We start from the raw sequence: 16340 nt of genomic DNA, 5'->3' as shown, positions 1-16340 counted from the left end.
GCGGACAGCATGCCTCATGGTCGCATCTTCCTGCGCATCGGGGGTCGGGAGCGCCGAATCGGGGCAGGTGGGACGAGCGGTGCGGATGGGGCGGGGAGTCAGCGCGGGGCGAGGCCGAACAGCGCGTAGTCGACGAGGGTGTCGGTGTACTCGTGGGTGATGGGGCCCGTGTGCTGGAGCCAGCGCTGGGCGAGCGGGGAGACGAACAGCTCCAGGGCGATGCGCGGGTCGACGTCGGCGCGCACCTGACCGGCGTGCTGCGCGGAACGCAGGCGGGTGACGTAGAGCTGGAGCTGCGGTTCGAGCAGCTTGGCGACGAACTCGCGGCCGAGCTGCTCGTTGACGAGGCCCTCGGCGGCCAGGGCGCGGGAGGGGGCGTCGAACCGGGCGTCGGCCATCTGGTCGACGGTGAGACGCAGCACCAGCTTCAGGTCGGCGGCGAGATCGCCGGTGTCCGGGATGACGTAGGGCACCTGTCCGGCGTCCGCCGCGGCCTGCTCGGACAGGTCGAGGAACGCCTCCAGCAGGACGTCGGCCTTCGATCCCCACCAGCGGTAGATCGTCTGCTTGCCGACGCCGGCCCGGGCGGCGATGCCCTCGACGGTGGTCTTCGGGTAGCCGGCCTCCGCGACGAGGCCGAGTGCCGCGTCGTAGATCGCGCGGCGGGACCTCTCGCTGCGCCGGGCGGTGTCGGGGGCCGGCTTTCCGGACTGGGTGACCATGGGTCGACCGTACCAAGGTGGTGAGACGCGGCGTCTCGGTCAGCTCTCGCCGGGGTAGCGGACGCCGATCCGGTCCCGTACGGAGTCCAGGGTGCGCATCACGGCGAGCGTGCCGTCCAGCGGGACGAGCGGGGACTCCGTCTCGCCGGCGCGCACCGCGCGCATGACTTCGAGGGCCTCGTGCCGCATGGTCGAGCGGGGTCCGTCGGCCGGGTCGGCGGCGAACTTCTCGGGGTCGCGGCCGGCGCGGTGCAGGACGAAGTGGTCGGGGTGGAAGAAGCCGGACGGGATGTCGATCCGGCCGCGCGAGCCGGTCACGGAGGCGGAGGTGCCAGTACCGCCGACGACGGAGCAGTGCAGGGCGGCCAGCGCGCCCGAGTCCCAGGACAGGGCGGCCGCGGTCTGGAGGTCGACGCCCTCGGCGGAGACGACGGACTGCGCGGCGACGCCGTCGGGTTCGCCGAGCAGCAGGTGGGCGAAGGAGACCGGGTAGACGCCGAGGTCGAGCAGGGCGCCGCCGCCCTGGGCGGGGTCGCGCAGCCGGTGCGAGGGCGGGAAGGGCCCTTCGAGCCCGAAGTCGGCCTGCACGGTGCGCACCTCGCCGATCGCGCCGTCCTCGACCAGCGCCTTCAGCCGGCGGATCAGCGGGTTGCAGTACATCCACATGGCTTCCATGAGGAAGCGCCCTCGGTCGCGGGCGAGGTCGACGAGTTCGCCCGCCTCGCGCACGTTCAGCGTGAACGGCTTCTCGCACAGCACCCCGCGGCCGGCCTCCAGACAGAGCCCGGCGGCGGTCCGGTGCGCGGCGTGCGGGGTGGCGACGTAGACGACGTCGACGTCCTCGTCGTCCGCGAGCGCGGCCCAGTCACCGTAGGCGCGGGGTATGCCGAAGCGTTCGGCGAAGGCCTTCGCGGCGGTCTCGGTGCGGGAGGCGACCGCGACGACCTCCGCGTCCGGCAGGTCGATCAGGTCCGCCGTGAACGCGGCGGCGATCCCGCCGGTCGCGAGGATCCCCCACCGCACTGTGTCCCACGTCATCCCGCCCGCCCTCGTGTGCCGTCCCAGCAGTTCGTCCGAGCTGAGAGCATAGGTGGCTCGGATGTCGGAGAGGGAGGGGTCACATGCCCGAGGGCGGGGCGCCGGCGCCGGACGCGGCACGGCGCGGGCCGGTGGAGGACGGCGGACGGGACACGACGGCGGGGCGCGCGGAAGCGGACCAGGGGGCCGCGGAAGGGGCGCTGCGCGCGCGCCGCCGGACCGGGCTGCTCGTGACGCTGATCCTCGGCGGGCTGACCGCCACTCCCCCGCTGGCGATGGACATGTACCTCCCCTCGCTCCCGGAGGTCACCCGCTCCCTGCACGCGCCGGCGGCGACCGTGCAGCTCACCCTGACCGCCTGTCTGGCCGGGATGGCGTTCGGGCAGCTGGTGGTCGGTCCGATGAGCGACCGCTGGGGCCGCCGCCGTCCGCTGCTCGCGGGCCTGGCCGTGTACGTCGTGGCGACGGTCCTGTGCGCGCTGGCGCCCACCGTGGAGGCGCTGGTCGCCTTCCGGCTGGCGCAGGGGCTGGCGGGCGCCGCCGGGATAGTGATCGCGCGGGCGGTGGTGCGCGACCTGTACGACGGTGTGGCGATGGCCCGCTTCTTCTCCACGCTGATGCTGGTCTCGGGCGTCGCCCCCGTGGTGGCGCCGCTGATCGGCGGTCAGATCCTGCGGGTGACGGACTGGCGGGGCGTGTTCGTGGTCCTGGCCGCCGTCGGGGTCGGGCTGGCGGCGCTGGTCGCGGCGAGGCTCCCGGAGACGCTGGCGCCCGCGGAACGCCATTCGGGCGGCGGCGGCGAGGCGCTGCGCGCGATGCGCGGCCTGCTCGCCGACCGGCGCTTCGCGGGCTACCTCCTCACCGGCGGCTTCGCGTTCGCCGCGCTGTTCGCGTACATCTCGGCGTCGCCGTTCGTGATCCAGGAGATCTACGGCGCCTCCCCGCAGACGTTCAGCCTGCTGTTCGGCGTGAACTCGGTCGGGCTGGTGGCGGTCGGGCAGCTCAACGGCAAGGTGCTGGTGGGCCGGGTCCGCCTGGACCGTGTCCTGGCCGTCGGCCTGACGGTCGTCGTGCTGGCGGCGACGGCGCTGCTGCTGATGTCGACGGGGGTGTTCGGCGAGGTGGGGCTGACGCCGGTGGCGGCGGCCCTGTTCGTGCTGATGTCGGCGATGGGCGTCACACTGCCCAACGCCCAGTCGATGGCGCTGATGCGGGTGCGGCACTCCGCGGGCTCCGCCGCCGCGCTGCTCGGCACGTCGTCGTTCCTCATCGGCGCGATCGCCTCTCCGCTGGTCGGCGTCGCGGGCGAGGACACGGCCGTGCCGATGGCCGTCGTCCAGCTGACGGCCGCGCTGGTGGCGGCGGCCTGCTTCGTGGGGCTGTGCCGGCCGTGGGCGGACCGGGCGGCCGAGGACGGCGGGCCCGCGCGGGCGGCCTCGCGGCCCGGGGAGGACAGCTGAGCACACCGAGACTGCGGGTCGACACCCCGGAACGTGCCGGGCTCGACAGCGAGGAGACGCGCCGGCTCGCCCGCGAGGTCAGGGCCCTCACCGCCGGAGACCGCCCGTGGGCGGCGGGCGCGGTCGTGGTCGCGGGGCGCGGCCCGGTGATCGCCGTGCGGGAGGCGGCCGGCTGGGCGGTCCGGTACACGGCATTCGACCCCGAGGCCGACGCCGGTGTGGAGGCGCCGGCCGCGGCCCGCGTCCCCATGAGCGTCGACACCCCCTTCGACCTGGCCTCCCTCACCAAGCTCTTCACGTCGGTCGCGGCGGTGCAGCAGATCGAGCGCGGCACGCTGGGCATCGACGCCCGGGTGGGCGCCTATCTGCCCGACTTCCGCGCGGCCGCCGCCCACGGCCTCACCGTCCGCCAGCTCCTCACCCACACCTCCGGGCTGCGCCCCGAGCTGCCGCTGTACGACTGCGCGGACGACACGGAGCGCCTGGAGCGGCTGCGGTCCGAGGCCCCGGTCACCGAGCCCGGCCGTCATGTCTACTCCGATGTGAATCTGCTGCTCCTCCAGCAGCTCCTGGAGCGGCTCACCGGCCGCGCGCTCGACGTCCTCGTCCGCGACGGGATCACCCGCCCGCTGGGGATGACGTCCACCCGCTTCGGCCCGTGTCCCGGCGCGGCGGCGACCGAGGACCAGCGCCGCCCCTGGGCCAAGGCGGACCGGGGCATGCTGCGGGGCGAGGTGCACGACGAGAACGCCTGGGCCCTCGGCGGGGTCGCCGGCCACGCGGGCCTCTTCTCCACGGCCGACGACCTGGCGGTGTTCTGCCGCACCCTGCTGTCGGGCGGTTCCTACGGGCCCGCGCGCATCCTCGGCCCGGACTTCGTAGACCTCCTCCTGGCCCCGCCGGGCCTGGGCTTCGCGGTGGACCAGCCCTGGTTCATGGGCGAACTGGCGGGCCGCGGCGCGGCCGGCCACACCGGCTTCACGGGCACGTCCCTGGTCCTGGACCGGGCGACGGACACTTTCCTGATCCTCCTGGCGAACACGGTCCACCCCCGCCGCCGCCCGCCGGACAGCGCGCCCCGGGCGAGGGCGGGGACCCGCCTGCGGCGGGCGGTGCGGTGAGCAGGGGGGCAGGGCGGTGCGGTAGGGGCGGGGCGGTAGGCAGGGCGGGGCGGTAGGCAGGGCGGTGAGGGTGTCGTACCGCCGGTCGGCGGCGGGTGGTCGGGGCGGTGACGGGTCGGGGCGGTAGGGAGGGCGGGGCGCCCCTTTTAGAATTTCCGGGTGAACGCCCCCGTTACCCCCACGGAAGCCCTGCGCAGCAGCCTCGCCACCCTGCTCGACGGGATTCCGCCCAAGCAGGCCGCCCAGGCCGTGGACCGCCTCATCGCCAGCTACCGCGGCGGCGCCACCCCCACCGACGCCCCCATCCTGCGCGACCGCGCCGACGTGGCCGCCTACGCCGCGTACCGCATGCCCGCGACGTACGAGGCGGTCCGCTCCGCGCTGGATGCGTTCGCGGACGCCGTGCCCGAGTGGGCCCCCGCCGGCCACACCGACGTCGGCGGCGGCACCGGCGCGGCGACCTGGGCGGCGACCGCCACCTGGCCCGGAGCCCGCCCGGTCACCGTCCTCGACTGGGCCGAACCCGCCCTGGCCCTCGGCCGGGAGATCGCCGCGGCCCATCCCGACCTCCGCGACACCCGCTGGCAGCGCGCCCGCATCGACGCGTCGCTCGCCCTCGACCCGGTCGACCTGGTCACCGTCTCCTACGTGCTCAACGAGCTGCCCGCCCCCGGCCGCGCCGCCCTCGTCGACGCCGCCGCGGCCGCCGCCCGGGCCGTGGTCATCGTCGAGCCGGGCACCCCGGACGGCTACGCCCGCGTCATCGAGGCCCGCGACCGCCTGATCGCCGCGGGTTTCCGGATCGCCGCGCCCTGCCCGCACAGCTCCGCCTGCCCGATCGCCCCCGGCACGGACTGGTGTCACTTCTCGGCCCGGGTCAGCCGCTCCTCGCTGCACCGCCAGGTCAAGGGCGGCTCACTGCCGTACGAGGACGAGAAGTTCAGCTACGTCGCCGCCGCCCGTCTCCCCGTGGCGCCGGCCTCCGCCCGGGTGGTCCGGCGGCCGCAGATCCGCAAGGGCCAGGTGCTTCTGGACCTGTGCGAGAGCGAAGAGCGGCTGGACCGTACGACGGTGACGAAGCGGCACGGCGACCTGTACAAGGCGGCCCGGGACGCCGACTGGGGCGACGCCTGGCCGCCCCGCGACTGACACCCGACTCGATCTGCACAAACGGAATGACAACTTCCGCCCCATAGTCACCGGTCGGAGGCTTATGCTCGTCCCACTCTCCATAGAAGCTTCACACTCGGAGTGCCGGAATCCCGTCGACCGCATCCGAAGGGGGAGGACGGCAGCCGTTCCACGGCGCGGGTTGGGGGTGGGTCTCGCGCGGGCCGCGAGGAACACACCGCCCCGGGGAACGGCTGCCGTACGACGGGGCTCCTTGCGAGCCCCTCAGGCCTGGCCGGTCTCGAACCGGGAGATCCGCCCGTCCTCCTCCACGACGAAACGCCACTCGGTCCGCATCTCGCCCCAGGTGTCGTTGCTGTAGTGGGCGAGGATCGCCCGGCCGCCGTTCGACTCGTTGTCGACCCGCAGGTGGCCGTGGGTGGAGAAGATCTCGCGGTCGACCCACTCGGCGAGGTCGCGGTCCAAGCCGTCGTCCGCCATGGTCGCGTCCGGTGTGAGGAGGCGCAGGAAGGCCTCCCGGTCATGGGAGTTGACGGCGCTGACGAAGGCCCGTACGGCCGGGTCGCGGAGTTTCGCGGTCTGGATCGTCATACCGGTCACCCTCACACCGCCCCCCGCACCCCGCCACCCGAACGGCGTCCACGACGGGCCGGACGGGTGTGAGGGGTGCGACGGTGGACAACCGGAGGGGGAGCACCCATGTCCGTCCGCGCTGGAAGCCGGGAGTCACCATGACCGCATACGACCGACGTGATCTGGGCCTGTTGCTGCTACGGCTGGGCACCGGCGGAGTGCTGGTCGCACACGGCACGCAGAAGCTGTTCGGCTGGTTCGGCGGCCATGGCCTGGAGGGCACGGGCCAGTTCATGGAGTCCGTCGGCTACGCGCCCGGCAAGGCGAGCGCCACGGCGTCGGGCCTGGCGGAGGCCGGCGGCGGCACGCTGCTGGCGCTGGGCCTGGCCACCCCGGCGGCGGGCGCGGCGGCGGCCGGCGCGATGGCGGGCGCGTCGGCGGTGCACGTCCCCAACGGCTTCTTCGCGCAGAGCGGCGGCTACGAGTACGCCGCCTCCCTCGCCCTGACCGGCACGTCCCTCGCGATCACCGGCCCCGGCCGCTACTCCCTGGACCACCTCCTCGGCCACACGGTCAACCGGAACTGGATGGTTCCGGTGGCGCTCGGCGTGACCGCGGCGGCCACATCGGTGATCGTGGGCCTGCGCAACAAGCGGCTGCGGCAGCGCAAGGAGGGCGAGCAGGAGCCGCTGTTCGAGGAGTGAGGTCCACGGGGGCCTCTCGGTGGGGCAGGCTGGCCCCCATGACCGACAGCGCCGCCGAGGCCGACGACCTCTGGACCATCGTGGACGCCCTGCACATGTGGCTGAACGTCGGCCGGCCTGCCGGGCGGGACCACGAGACCCTGCTGCTGCGCATCCTGAAGCTGTCGGAGGAGGTGGGCGAGACGGCGCAGGCGGTGATCGGCGCGACGGGCCAGAACCCGCGCAAGGGCACCACCCACACCTGGGAGCAGGTCCAGGCGGAACTGTGCGACGTGGCGATCACGGCGCTGGTGGCCCTGCGAACCCTGACCCCCGAGGCGGAGGGCGTATTCCTCCATCACCTGACCCGGGTGGCGCGGCGCTCACTGCCCTGACCGGGCGGGCGGCGACTCACCCGGAGTCCGGCGGCACCGGAATCGCAGTACCGTTTTCCAGTACCACCAGGGAGGGTGCCGCGATGACCATAAGCGCCGGCGAGGCCAGCAGGGATCTCTTCCCGCTCATCAAGCGCGTCAATGACGACCACACCCCCGTGCGCATCAGCTCCAAGAGCGGCGACGCCGTACTGATGTCCGCCGAGGACTACGACTCCTGGCAGGAAACCGTCTACCTGCTGCGCTCCCCCGCCAACGCACGAAGTCTCATGGAAGCCGTCGCACGGGACAGGGCCGGCGAGGCAGGAACGTCCACGTCGACCCGGCCGAATGGGAGGACTTCCTCTCCTGACTCGGCTCGGACCGCGCCATGGCCCGAAGGATCACCCGGCTGATCGCGGAGATCCAGCGCACCCCCTTCACGGGCGTCGGCAAGCCGGAGCCCTTGAAGGGTGGCCTGTCCGGCTACTGGTCACGGCGGATCGACGACGAACACCGGCTCGTCTACCGGGTGGACGACAATCGAGTGGACGACAAGGAAGTCAAGGCACCGGGAGATCGTCACGCCGGCCCCGCTGCGGTCCGGTTCTCAGCAGGGCTTTTGCGCGTCAGGCTTGAGGGTCCTCCACCTTGACGACAACATGCTCTGCACCGAGCTGTTCGGCGGGTGCCGCATCGAAGGAATCGTGCTCTTCGACGACTTCGCCGTCCAGGACCTCCTCGTCCGTCACTCGCTGCGACGGATCCGCCAGCGGCAGGCCGGCGAGGTGTTTCTTGAGCCTCTTGGCCATCGGAAGGTAAGTCGCAAAAGTGAGGGTGCCTGAGACTGCGGCACCTACGAGGGGGATGGCCTTCGAGACGGTCGTCGCGAAGGACTGCGTCGTCATCCTGACACCGAGGTAGCCCGCGACTCTCTTCACCATGGGGTAGACGACCCCATGGGTGAGCGCCTTCTTGGGCAGCTGCTTGGCGACCTGCTCCGCCATCATCCCCGCGACTTTCCCTACCGCGGCGTTCGCCGACTGGGTGCCGAACATCACGCCGAAGAACAGCGTGAGCACCGCCTTGGTCGCATCATCGACGTCATCGCCCTCGTCGGAGAACAGATCGGGCCAGCTGTAGAGATAGGCGAGCTTCTGCGCGATACGCAGCATGTGGCCGAAGTATTGAGCCGTGTCGGCCGGAATCGTGGCGGGAAGAGCGAGGATGCCGGGGATACCGGCGGCGGCCGAGAGAGCGCTGACCTTGGCGGTCTCGTAGCGGATGGAGTCGTTGGCGACCTTGTCGAGGACCTCGACGGTGATGCCCGCCGCCGCGGGGGTCTCATCTATCGCGCGCCGGATGTCTTCCTCGGAGCAGTGGCGCGCCAGCGTACTTCGGAGGTACGCCCCCCGGTCGATACGCACACCCGGAAGCTTCGCCGCCGCCAACAGCACCGAGAAGAAACGCGACTCGGAGTTCTCGACATCTTTACCGTGCGCCATGGCAGAAAAATCTACAGTAGCTTCGTGCTACAAGGGCCCTGTATGTTCCGCCCCGTTGAGGCTTCGTCACGTCAGTCGCCCGAGAACCCTGGACGCCCGAACACGTCGCCGAGCAGGTGGCCCGGTTCGCCGGATTCGCCGACCATTACCTGGACGCGGTCGCCCTGTTCGCAATGCTGTCCACTCGACTCAGGACGACCGGCAGCGACCAGGCAAGGAACGCACTGCGCTGATGACCAACCTCCCCGTGGACGACGACGCCGCGGGAACGCCGGGCGCCGAGCTCGCCGCCGACGCCGTCACCCACGGCCCCGTGGGGGCCGGGACTTCGAGGTGCGGCTGACCCCCAGGAAATCCGGCGACGTCAAGGCTCACTTACCTGCCAAGGCTGCGCGCCACGAACGTCATGTGCTGAACATTCCCCACTCGGTTCCACGTGGCGTGATTGCCCGTACTGGTCCTGCCCTGAGCTCGGTCGCGCAGCCACCTCTCCCCCGGGCCCGCCTCGGGGCCCCGGAAGGCCGTGAGGCGCGTGAGGCTTTGGGCAGCCTCACGGTTCGCGTCGTCGTACTGCCTGCCGTGCGGCACCTTGGCCAGGTGGTAGAAGCGGGCAGCGGTGTAGCGGAGGATGCCCCAGGGCGGGCCGCCGCCGCGGGCGGGCGGGGGTTGCGCGACGTAGGTGGCGGGGTGGATTCCGTAGTCGCCGTAATGGAGTCGGGAAAGGTACGGGCGATCACCGTGCTGGATCTCGTGCCAGGCTTCCCAGTCCGTGCGCGGGGCCTCGTACGGAACACCCTCGCGGAAGTCGGCGGGTGGCTCGGGAAAACCGCCCGCCACCACGGTCACAGTGCACCACGAAGTGAGCGGCACCAGAGCGTCAAGGGCGCGCAGCGCCTCCTTGGCAGCTTCGGGGCGGTCGGGCAGGACAGCACAGAGGTCGAGGAAGAGGGCGGCCGGGTGGCCCGGGGAGAGCCGGTCCAGCAACTCGCGCACGTCCGAGGCCGTGCCGTCGTTCCACTCGCCGGGTAGGCGCACACGGATACCGAGCGGCTCTTCCCGCCGCCGCGCCACGGCGAGCGCGAGTGACTGCTGCGGGCCGGGGCGCCCGGGCCCGGTGACCGGCCGCAGGTTGCGGTGGTCCCACCAGTCGGGGGTGAGGGTTTCGGCCAGGACCACGGTTTCGGTTTCGTCGGCGAACGGCGCGTCCAGCCAGGCAGATCCATGACGCTGCGCCGCGGTGACCTCGTCGGCGTCCTTGCCGATCCGTTCGGCCAGCGGTTTCGGCAGCATGCCGGGACGCGGAGGCAGCGTCCACAGCGGGGTGACCCGGCGCTGTGCGTCCGGCGTCAACTCACGGTAGGCGGCCGTGGCGTGCGGCCGGGTCGGCAGGACGGGAACGTAGAGCGGTACGGACATGGCGTCCCCCTCGGCGCTGCCCGTGCACGGTGTTCATCCTTGTTTCATTCAGGGTGAAACCATGGAGCGAGGCCGGAAAGGGCGCCAATCGGCCAACGAATCCGATTCTGATTCCAAGCTGCGGCAACGGGCGCGGTTGATCCGCAGCGCACGAGGCGGCCGCTGCCACGCAAGCGACACGGACGAAGGGGAGCGTCCTGAAACCCACTCTGGCCGTACGTGAATCACAGGGCGCCGCGGCAGGTCAGTGACCTGAGCGGCAGACGAGTCGGGCTGTACGCCGGGGAGAATCACCGCAACGCTATGACCTGCGCAAACGTTCAGGGCGGGCGCTTCCGTGGCTACCTCGATGGCTACGTAAGAAGGCGCCCCCGCGCCGGAGCGGTCCGGACGGAGGCTTCGTCGCTATCGGAGTTCAGACGGTCTGCTCGATGCACTCGAAGATGGCCGAGTCCGTCTCCTGCTGCCAGGTCGTCCGTCCAGCTTCTTGCCGATGAATGCCGAGTTCAGCCGGTCGGCCAGAACAAGCACCGTCTCCGCGTACTGCACGACCTGATCTACGTCACCCCGATGGGCCCCGAGGACGGCAAGATCGCTCAATACGGCTGCGCGACGCGGCAGGGACAGCGGTTGGGCGAGGGCTACGGTGAGGGCATCTTCCGCGAGGTCGGGACGGCCGAGCTGGAGCTAGCAAGCCTCCGTTCCTCGGGGAGGCGGGAACCGTCGAAGCGGAACCAGCGGCCGTTGTGGGAGTGGCCGTCGAGGGAGTGCACCTTCTGGGCTTCGTCGAGGACCCGGGCGCAGCGACCGTGTTACGGCCGGCGCGTACGTCGTACGAGCTCTGGGGCGGAAGGTCTGCACCTTGTTCAACGAATGCGGAGGCACGCCGGGGGCGGCGGGCGGGTATGGCGACATCCCACCAGAATCCGTACTAGAGTCTGTACAGAATCAAGACTCTATAGGGGTACGGTGACAGCATGGAGATCCCCGAGGTCGTGACCGTCAGCGACGCCCGCGCCAGACTGTCGCGGATCCTGACCGACCTATCGGAGTCCGGCGCGGATGCCGACCCGGTCCTGATCGGCGCCCACCGCAAGCCTCAGGGCGTCCTCCTGTCCGTCGAGGCCTTCGAGGCACTGAGCGGCCGAGCCGCACGGCGTGCGGCCGTCGCCTCGGCCACCGGCTCCATCGAGGCCGAAGGGCTGCACGCCTCCGAGGCATCCGACCGCGACACCGAGGCGCACGTAAAGGGCGACCTCGACGCGGACACCCTTGTCGCCCGTGCGATCGCCCGCCACGGGCAGACTTCGGAGCGGCGGGCGGGGTGAACGATCCGTACGCCATGCCCAACGGCGTGCTGCGCAACAAGCTCGGTATCACCGACCAGCAGCTGCTCGATGCAGCGGAGGCGGACATCACCCGGGCGCGCCTCGTCATGCTCACCGAACGCCCCCCTGCCCGGCGCGTACGACCTCGGCCATCTCCAGGCGTTCCATGCCGCAATCTTCGGCGACATCCATCCGTGGGCAGGCGAGTTACGCACCGTGAACATCGCCAAGCGCACACCGTTCTGCCCGGCGAGAAACCTGGTGTCCTACGCCGGAGAGGTCTTCGGCCGTCTCGCCTCCTCCGGTCATCTGCGGGATCTCCCCCGGCAGGAATTCGTCGTCCGACTGGCCGAGCTGTACGGCGACATGAACGTCCTCCACCCGTTCCGCGAGGGCAACGGCCGTGCCCAGCGGGCGTTCCTGGCCCAGCTCAGCACCGCTGCGGGATACGACCTGAACTGGTCAGGCATGGACCCCCAGCGCAACGAGGACGCCTCGGTGAAGAGCTTCCTCGGTGACAACAGCCTGTTGGAGCAGTACTCGACGAGCTCATCACCACCCCGGGGTGACGCCTCTGTCTCCCGACCGGCAGGTGCGGCGCCTGTTGTCTGGCACGTGTCAGGCCGAAATGGAGTGCGCCGTTCCCAGAAACGCGGCACGCCGAGAACGCCCTGCACGGTCTCCTCTGTCTGGTTGTCGCGGAGTTGCGCTTCGAACCGGTCGGCCGTTGTCTGCTGCTCGACTTCGGTTTCGGCCACCTTCGCATACTGCGGCGAACTCGACGGTGGCCACGTAGACCGCGAGCCCATCAACTCGAGCGGAGCCTCGGCAGGAGCATTGGCACGAGGTGATCCCTCAGGGGATGAGTGCCTCGTGCGGGTGATCTTCGTTACCCATGGACGTGTCAGACGGGCCCACTACGCGGCCAGGTGACGGATGCCCGCCCGGCCCGGAGTCGCCGTCGCGGCCTGGATCCCGGTGACCTCGACCGCGACGCCCCACGCCTCAAGGAGCTTGGCCGTCTGTACGAGAGTGACCTGCGAAAACGGGAAGAGCGTGTCGGCGGTGAGGTCGGTTCCGTTCTTCAGCAGGATCGCGAAAGTGACCTTCGAAGGCCGGAAGCCTTCCGCCAGCCCTCTACCGGGCCGGGCCATGGCCACCTTGCGAGCGAACCCGTCCATGGCCTCCGGCGAGTGCAGCAGGGTCTGCACGGCGACCACGGCCTGGCCGAACAGATGGCTCAGCGCGTCGGACCCCTTGGCCCGCTTCACCATGACCAGGACGTCGTCCGGGCTCAGCAGGTCGCAGATCTCCACGCCGTTGCCGCGGTGCAGCGCCGTCCGGACGTTGTCACGGTCGAAGCAGACGTACCCGGGCCGCAGGTCGGGCACCGACTCGTTGTACGTCCGCTCCGTGTCCCCGAGCACCCAGGCCGGAAGGTCGACCGAGGGCGTGCCGGTGATGAGCCGCTCGACCTGCGAACGAATCGCCGCCAGGTACGCCTCGCCGATCTCGTACCACTGCCCGTCCAGCAGGAAGAACCGGCGGGCGTCGAGCGCCACCTCCGCCTCGATCCAGCGCAGCACGGGCGAGGTCCAGATGACGTCGCCTTTCTCCGCCCGGGTGTGCGAGTACAGGGTGACCGTGCCGTCCCGGAGCGCGCCGAAGCGCGTTCCGGGCCTCTGCACGCGGGCCCGGTTGAGGACGTACTCCAGGCTGAAGTCGTTGGTGAGGTACGCCTCCGTGCTGTGCACCTTGGTGGCGAACGCCTGGGCGGCGGCGTAGTCGTCCCAGTGGTCGGACGGGACGGCGACCGCGATACGTCCGTCCGGCTGCTCACCGAGCATGTCGTCGAGCCGCTCCTCAAGCCGTGTGACGAGGTCGTCGTCCTTGACCGGGACGATGTGCTCGACGAATTCCAGTGCCGGGCTCGGGGTCTCGTCCCGGAGGACACCGGCGATGGCCCGGATGTCCGCGACCAGGTCCGCGGCGTCGACGCCGAGCCGCATCCGCAGCCCGGTACCGCCCTCGACGCTGGAGATCTTCGTACGGTTGTCCTGGCCGATCGTGAGCCGCATCCCGTCCAGCCGGCCGCCCAGCCTGCGCACGATCTGCGCGTGCTCCTGGACGCCCAGGCTCCAGACGGGGGTGCCGCCGGGCACTAGGGTGATGTCGGTCCGTCCGCCGCCCGGCGTGTGGGCGACCAGGTCGCGGATCTGGGCGGGGTCCACCCTGCGGATCACGAAGCTCAGTCCGAACCGCCGGTCCTTGACGCGATCGGGCACCAGGCGGAATCCCTGGTCGTAGCCGATGGCGTACACCTCGCCGTCGACCGCGAGCATCAGCAGCCCGGCCGACCGGTTCACCGGCCGCGACACCTCGCACCCGGTTGTGCGGTTGATCTCGCCGCACCAACTCGCGACCGACTGCTCGAAGCTGCCCGTGACCAGCAGCGCCGGAACCCCCAGCCACTCCTCCGGGAACTGCAGTTCCGCGTCGACGGCTTCGAGCTGCTCGGGGGAAAGAACGTCGAACATCGCGTCGACCGTGGGAGCGACACCCGTGAGCCGGTACAGGGTGCGCTTGGAGGTACTGGAGGTACTGGTTGCCATGGCGCCGCTCCATCCAAAGGAGTTATGGGCAGGGGGAGGCCTGAGAATCCCGGGGAAGCCGGGAGGCCGAGTGAAAGCACACCCAGTACAGCTCTAACTGAAAGCACTGTCAAACACTTCACGCCAGTGAGGCACTGGTATAGAGTGGGGCCGTCCAGCCCGCCCGCCCCCACGTCACCCGCAGGAGCCCATGAACCAGCAGGCCAGTGCCCTCGTGACCGCCGCCGACATCTCCCGGCTGGCCGGCGTCACCCGCGCCACGGTCAGCAACTGGCGCCGTCGGCACCCGGACTTTCCCGCCCCGGCCGGAGGCACGGACACCAGCCCCACCTACGACGTCGACGCCGTACGCGCCTGGCTCTCCGCCCGTGGCCAGCTCCCCGACGACACACCGGCGGACGAACTCCGCACCGCGCTGCGCGCCCACCCCGGCGATGGCGAACCGGCCCTGCACCTGCTCCCCGCGCTGCTCGCCGCCGCCCAGCTGGGCGGGAAGGAACGTGAAGCCCTCCCCGAACTACGTGACGACGCGCTGCTGCGGTGGGCCCGGTCGGCCACGGCCGACGAAGCGGATGACGTTCCCGGAATCGAGGGCCCCGCATACCGCGCCGACGCGGTCGGACCGCTGAGGGCCTTGGTGCGGTGCGTCGCGGCGGACGGCGTCGAGGCCGCGATGGACGTCCTGGCCGAACGCCTGCTTGAGGACACCGGGGGCACCGGCACCTACCGCACGCCACGCCCCTTGGCCGACCTCATGGCCCGACTTCTGACCGACAGCGCGGGCGACTTCCCGACGAGCGTTCTCGACCCCGCGTGCGGCACCGGATCACTGCTCGCCGCGGCGGCATCCGCAGGGGCGACCGAACTGCGCGGCCAGGACATCCTGGTCACCCAGGCCGCCCAGGCCGCCGTGCGGCTCCGGCTCAGCGCTCCCGAGGCGGCGATCTCCGTACATGCCGGGGACAGCCTGCGCTCCGACGCCTTCAAGGGCCTGACCACGGTCGCCGTCCTGTGCAATCCGCCGTACGGCGTCCGTGACTGGGGGCACGAGGATCTGGCGTACGACCAACGCTGGGCCTACGGCGTGCCGCCCAAGGGCGAGCCCGAACTCGCCTGGGTCCAGCACTGTCTGGCCCACCTCGCGCCGGGCGGCCGTGCCGTGCTCCTCATGCCGCCCGCCGTCGCTGAACGCACCGCCGGCCGGCGTATCCGGGCACAGCTCGTACGTGACGGAGCCCTCCGCGCGGTCGTCTCGCTTCCCCAGGGCGCGGCCACCCCGCTCCACATCGGCCTGCACCTGTGGGTGCTCGAACGGCCCGATCCGCAGGCCGAACCTCCGGGGACGGTTCTGCTCGTCGACGCCTCCGCTTCCGAGAACCGGGACCTCGACTGGGCCGCCATCGACGACACCGTGCTCTCGGCGTGGCGGCCATATCTCGCCGACCGGGACGGCTTCACAGGGACCCCGGGCATCGCCGGCGCCGTACCGATCACGGACCTCCTCGCGGAGGCCGTGGACCTGACCCCGGCCCGCCACATCCGAACCGCTTCCCGACAAGCTCTGCGCCCCGCCCTGCTGGCCCGACAGGCATCGGAGCTGTACGGCCAACTCCACCGAGCCGCGCAGGACCTGACCGACCTCAGCGCCCAAGGCGACTGGCCACCGGCCGACGACCGCCCCCGCGACTGGCGGACAGCGACGGTCGCGGATCTGCTGCGCGGCGGCGCTCTCAGCCTGCTTCGCACCCCGCCCGCAAACCGCCGGACCCGCACCGGCGAACCGCTACCGCGGCCTGAACCAGAACCCGGCGGACGTCCGACACTCACGGCGGCCGACGTCGTGCAGAACCGACCCGCCTCCGGAACGACAGCGGACCTTCCCGCCGACGCCCCTCCCCCTTTGATCCAGGGAAGTGACGTGCTGCTCACGGAGTCACTCCGGGTAGGGCACAGTGTCGTGGCCCGGGTCGTCGAGCCGGACGAGACCGGCTGCTTCCTGGGGCCCCATCTACTGCTCTTCCGTCCGGACCAACGTCGGCTCGACCCCTGGTTCCTGGCCGGGTTCCTCGCGGCGGAACAGAACGTCAACGCCGCGGCCACCGGCACATCCATCGTTCGGGTGGACCCCCGGCGACTACGCGTCCCCTTGCTCCCACTCGCCGAACAGCAGCGCTACGGCGCCGCGTTCCGCCGCCTGCACGAGTTGCGTACCGCCGCCCACCGAGCCGACCGGGCCGCCGAGGACGTCACACGGCTCCTCAGCACCGGACTCACCGGCGGCGCACTGTTGCCGGACGGTCACGGATCGGCGTGAAACCTTCGGCCCGGCACCGCGAACGGCCAGACTTGACCTCTCCGTCCCTCGGGGACGGCGAAA

At 71.3% G+C, this 16340-nt stretch carries 15 protein-coding genes and 1 pseudogene; 10 read left to right on the top strand and 6 right to left on the bottom strand.

The features are described 5' to 3' along the window. Nucleotides 1-98: 98 nt before the first annotated feature. Nucleotides 99-722, bottom strand: coding sequence for a TetR/AcrR family transcriptional regulator (locus tag ACIRS4_RS25065; protein ID WP_404199956.1), 624 nt, complete (start codon nt 720-722; stop codon nt 99-101). A gap of 39 nt (nt 723-761) precedes the next feature. Further along, nucleotides 762-1760, bottom strand: a complete 999-nt coding sequence (locus ACIRS4_RS25060) for a Gfo/Idh/MocA family protein (RefSeq protein ID WP_404199953.1) — start codon at nt 1758-1760, stop codon at nt 762-764. An 83-nt stretch (nt 1761-1843) separates the two neighbouring features. On the opposite strand from ACIRS4_RS25060, the gene ACIRS4_RS25055 reads away from it, so the two are divergent. From ACIRS4_RS25055 to ACIRS4_RS25045, 3 genes are all read left to right on the top strand, one after another. Next, complete coding sequence (locus ACIRS4_RS25055; protein ID WP_404199950.1) at nt 1844-3220, top strand: multidrug effflux MFS transporter; 1377 nt, start codon at nt 1844-1846, stop codon at nt 3218-3220. Then, on the top strand, nt 3151-4341 hold the full coding sequence (locus ACIRS4_RS25050) for a serine hydrolase domain-containing protein (RefSeq protein ID WP_404199947.1): 1191 nt from the start codon (nt 3151-3153) through the stop codon (nt 4339-4341). Before ACIRS4_RS25055 ends, ACIRS4_RS25050 begins: the two co-directional genes overlap by 70 nt. A gap of 159 nt (nt 4342-4500) precedes the next feature. Then, nucleotides 4501-5490 carry a small ribosomal subunit Rsm22 family protein gene (locus ACIRS4_RS25045; RefSeq protein WP_404199945.1) on the top strand — a complete coding sequence of 330 codons (990 nt, stop codon included), beginning with the start codon at nt 4501-4503 and terminating at the stop codon, nt 5488-5490. Between the two features lie 246 nt (nt 5491-5736). On the opposite strand, the gene ACIRS4_RS25040 is transcribed toward ACIRS4_RS25045, so the two are convergent. Then, on the bottom strand, nt 5737-6063 hold the full coding sequence (locus ACIRS4_RS25040; protein ID WP_404199942.1) for a nuclear transport factor 2 family protein: 327 nt from the start codon (nt 6061-6063) through the stop codon (nt 5737-5739). A gap of 140 nt (nt 6064-6203) precedes the next feature. Between ACIRS4_RS25040 and ACIRS4_RS25035 the strand changes: the two genes are divergently transcribed. The 4 genes and pseudogenes from ACIRS4_RS25035 to ACIRS4_RS25020 form a co-directional block, all read left to right on the top strand. After that, nucleotides 6204-6749 carry a DoxX family protein gene (locus tag ACIRS4_RS25035; RefSeq protein ID WP_404199939.1) on the top strand — a complete coding sequence of 182 codons (546 nt, stop codon included), beginning with the start codon at nt 6204-6206 and terminating at the stop codon, nt 6747-6749. Between the two features lie 38 nt (nt 6750-6787). After that, the gene (locus tag ACIRS4_RS25030) at nt 6788-7123 is read left to right on the top strand and encodes a MazG-like family protein (protein ID WP_404199936.1); all 336 of its coding nucleotides are present in this window, start codon (nt 6788-6790) and stop codon (nt 7121-7123) included. A gap of 83 nt (nt 7124-7206) precedes the next feature. After that, a complete protein-coding gene (locus ACIRS4_RS25025; RefSeq protein ID WP_404199933.1) occupies nt 7207-7518 on the top strand; it encodes a type II toxin-antitoxin system Phd/YefM family antitoxin in 312 nt (103 codons plus the stop codon). After that, a pseudogene (locus tag ACIRS4_RS25020) lies at nt 7494-7652 on the top strand (Txe/YoeB family addiction module toxin); the annotation flags it as partial. The gene ACIRS4_RS25025 and the pseudogene ACIRS4_RS25020, both read left to right, overlap by 25 nt. Nucleotides 7653-7731: 79 nt before the next feature. Here ACIRS4_RS25020 and ACIRS4_RS25015 read toward each other — a convergent pair. Beyond that, nucleotides 7732-8607 carry a hypothetical protein gene (locus tag ACIRS4_RS25015; RefSeq protein WP_404199930.1) on the bottom strand — a complete coding sequence of 292 codons (876 nt, stop codon included), beginning with the start codon at nt 8605-8607 and terminating at the stop codon, nt 7732-7734. Nucleotides 8608-8982: 375 nt separating this feature from the next. After that, nucleotides 8983-10023: a beta family protein gene (locus ACIRS4_RS25010; RefSeq protein ID WP_404199927.1), complete on the bottom strand. Its 1041-nt coding sequence runs from the start codon at nt 10021-10023 to the stop codon at nt 8983-8985. Between the two features lie 977 nt (nt 10024-11000). Here ACIRS4_RS25010 and ACIRS4_RS25005 point away from each other — a divergent pair. Beyond that, nucleotides 11001-11351 carry a type II toxin-antitoxin system Phd/YefM family antitoxin gene (locus ACIRS4_RS25005; RefSeq protein ID WP_404199925.1) on the top strand — a complete coding sequence of 117 codons (351 nt, stop codon included), beginning with the start codon at nt 11001-11003 and terminating at the stop codon, nt 11349-11351. A gap of 69 nt (nt 11352-11420) precedes the next feature. After that, complete coding sequence (locus ACIRS4_RS25000) at nt 11421-12284, top strand: Fic/DOC family protein (RefSeq protein WP_404199922.1); 864 nt, start codon at nt 11421-11423, stop codon at nt 12282-12284. Here ACIRS4_RS25000 and ACIRS4_RS24995 read toward each other — a convergent pair. Beyond that, nucleotides 12269-13963: a TIGR04141 family sporadically distributed protein gene (locus ACIRS4_RS24995; protein ID WP_404199919.1), complete on the bottom strand. Its 1695-nt coding sequence runs from the start codon at nt 13961-13963 to the stop codon at nt 12269-12271. The two genes, ACIRS4_RS25000 and ACIRS4_RS24995, sit on opposite strands and share 16 nt — an antisense overlap. Before the next feature lie 190 nt (nt 13964-14153). Here ACIRS4_RS24995 and ACIRS4_RS24990 point away from each other — a divergent pair, with 190 nt between their 5' ends. After that, entirely contained in the window at nt 14154-16277 is a 2124-nt protein-coding gene (locus tag ACIRS4_RS24990) for an N-6 DNA methylase (protein WP_404199916.1), read from the top strand. The last annotated feature ends 63 nt before the right edge of the window (nt 16278-16340 follow it).

Origin of the sequence: Streptomyces sp. NPDC101166, from assembly GCF_044768125.1 — a bacterium.
GTDB lineage: Bacteria > Actinomycetota > Actinomycetes > Streptomycetales > Streptomycetaceae > Streptomyces.
Note: the sequence above shows the minus strand (reverse complement) of the source record. Positions and strands in the feature narration are given on the sequence as shown.

Excerpts from the sequence above, each read along its gene's own strand:
- ACIRS4_RS25065 (WP_404199956.1), bottom strand. The coding sequence starts at position 722 with ATGGTCACCCAGTCCGGAAAGCCGGCCCCCGACACCGCCCGGCGCAGC.
- ACIRS4_RS25060 (WP_404199953.1), bottom strand. The coding sequence starts at position 1,760 with ATGACGTGGGACACAGTGCGGTGGGGGATCCTCGCGACCGGCGGGATC.
- ACIRS4_RS25055 (WP_404199950.1), top strand. The coding sequence starts at position 1,844 with ATGCCCGAGGGCGGGGCGCCGGCGCCGGACGCGGCACGGCGCGGGCCG.
- ACIRS4_RS25040 (WP_404199942.1), bottom strand. The coding sequence starts at position 6,063 with ATGACGATCCAGACCGCGAAACTCCGCGACCCGGCCGTACGGGCCTTC.
- ACIRS4_RS25035 (WP_404199939.1), top strand. The coding sequence starts at position 6,204 with ATGACCGCATACGACCGACGTGATCTGGGCCTGTTGCTGCTACGGCTG.
- ACIRS4_RS25030 (WP_404199936.1), top strand. The coding sequence starts at position 6,788 with ATGACCGACAGCGCCGCCGAGGCCGACGACCTCTGGACCATCGTGGAC.
- ACIRS4_RS25025 (WP_404199933.1), top strand. The coding sequence starts at position 7,207 with ATGACCATAAGCGCCGGCGAGGCCAGCAGGGATCTCTTCCCGCTCATC.
- ACIRS4_RS25015 (WP_404199930.1), bottom strand. The coding sequence starts at position 8,607 with ATGGCGCACGGTAAAGATGTCGAGAACTCCGAGTCGCGTTTCTTCTCG.
- ACIRS4_RS25010 (WP_404199927.1), bottom strand. The coding sequence starts at position 10,023 with ATGTCCGTACCGCTCTACGTTCCCGTCCTGCCGACCCGGCCGCACGCC.
- ACIRS4_RS25005 (WP_404199925.1), top strand. The coding sequence starts at position 11,001 with ATGGAGATCCCCGAGGTCGTGACCGTCAGCGACGCCCGCGCCAGACTG.
- ACIRS4_RS25000 (WP_404199922.1), top strand. The coding sequence starts at position 11,421 with ATGCAGCGGAGGCGGACATCACCCGGGCGCGCCTCGTCATGCTCACCG.
- ACIRS4_RS24995 (WP_404199919.1), bottom strand. The coding sequence starts at position 13,963 with ATGGCAACCAGTACCTCCAGTACCTCCAAGCGCACCCTGTACCGGCTC.
- ACIRS4_RS24990 (WP_404199916.1), top strand. The coding sequence starts at position 14,154 with ATGAACCAGCAGGCCAGTGCCCTCGTGACCGCCGCCGACATCTCCCGG.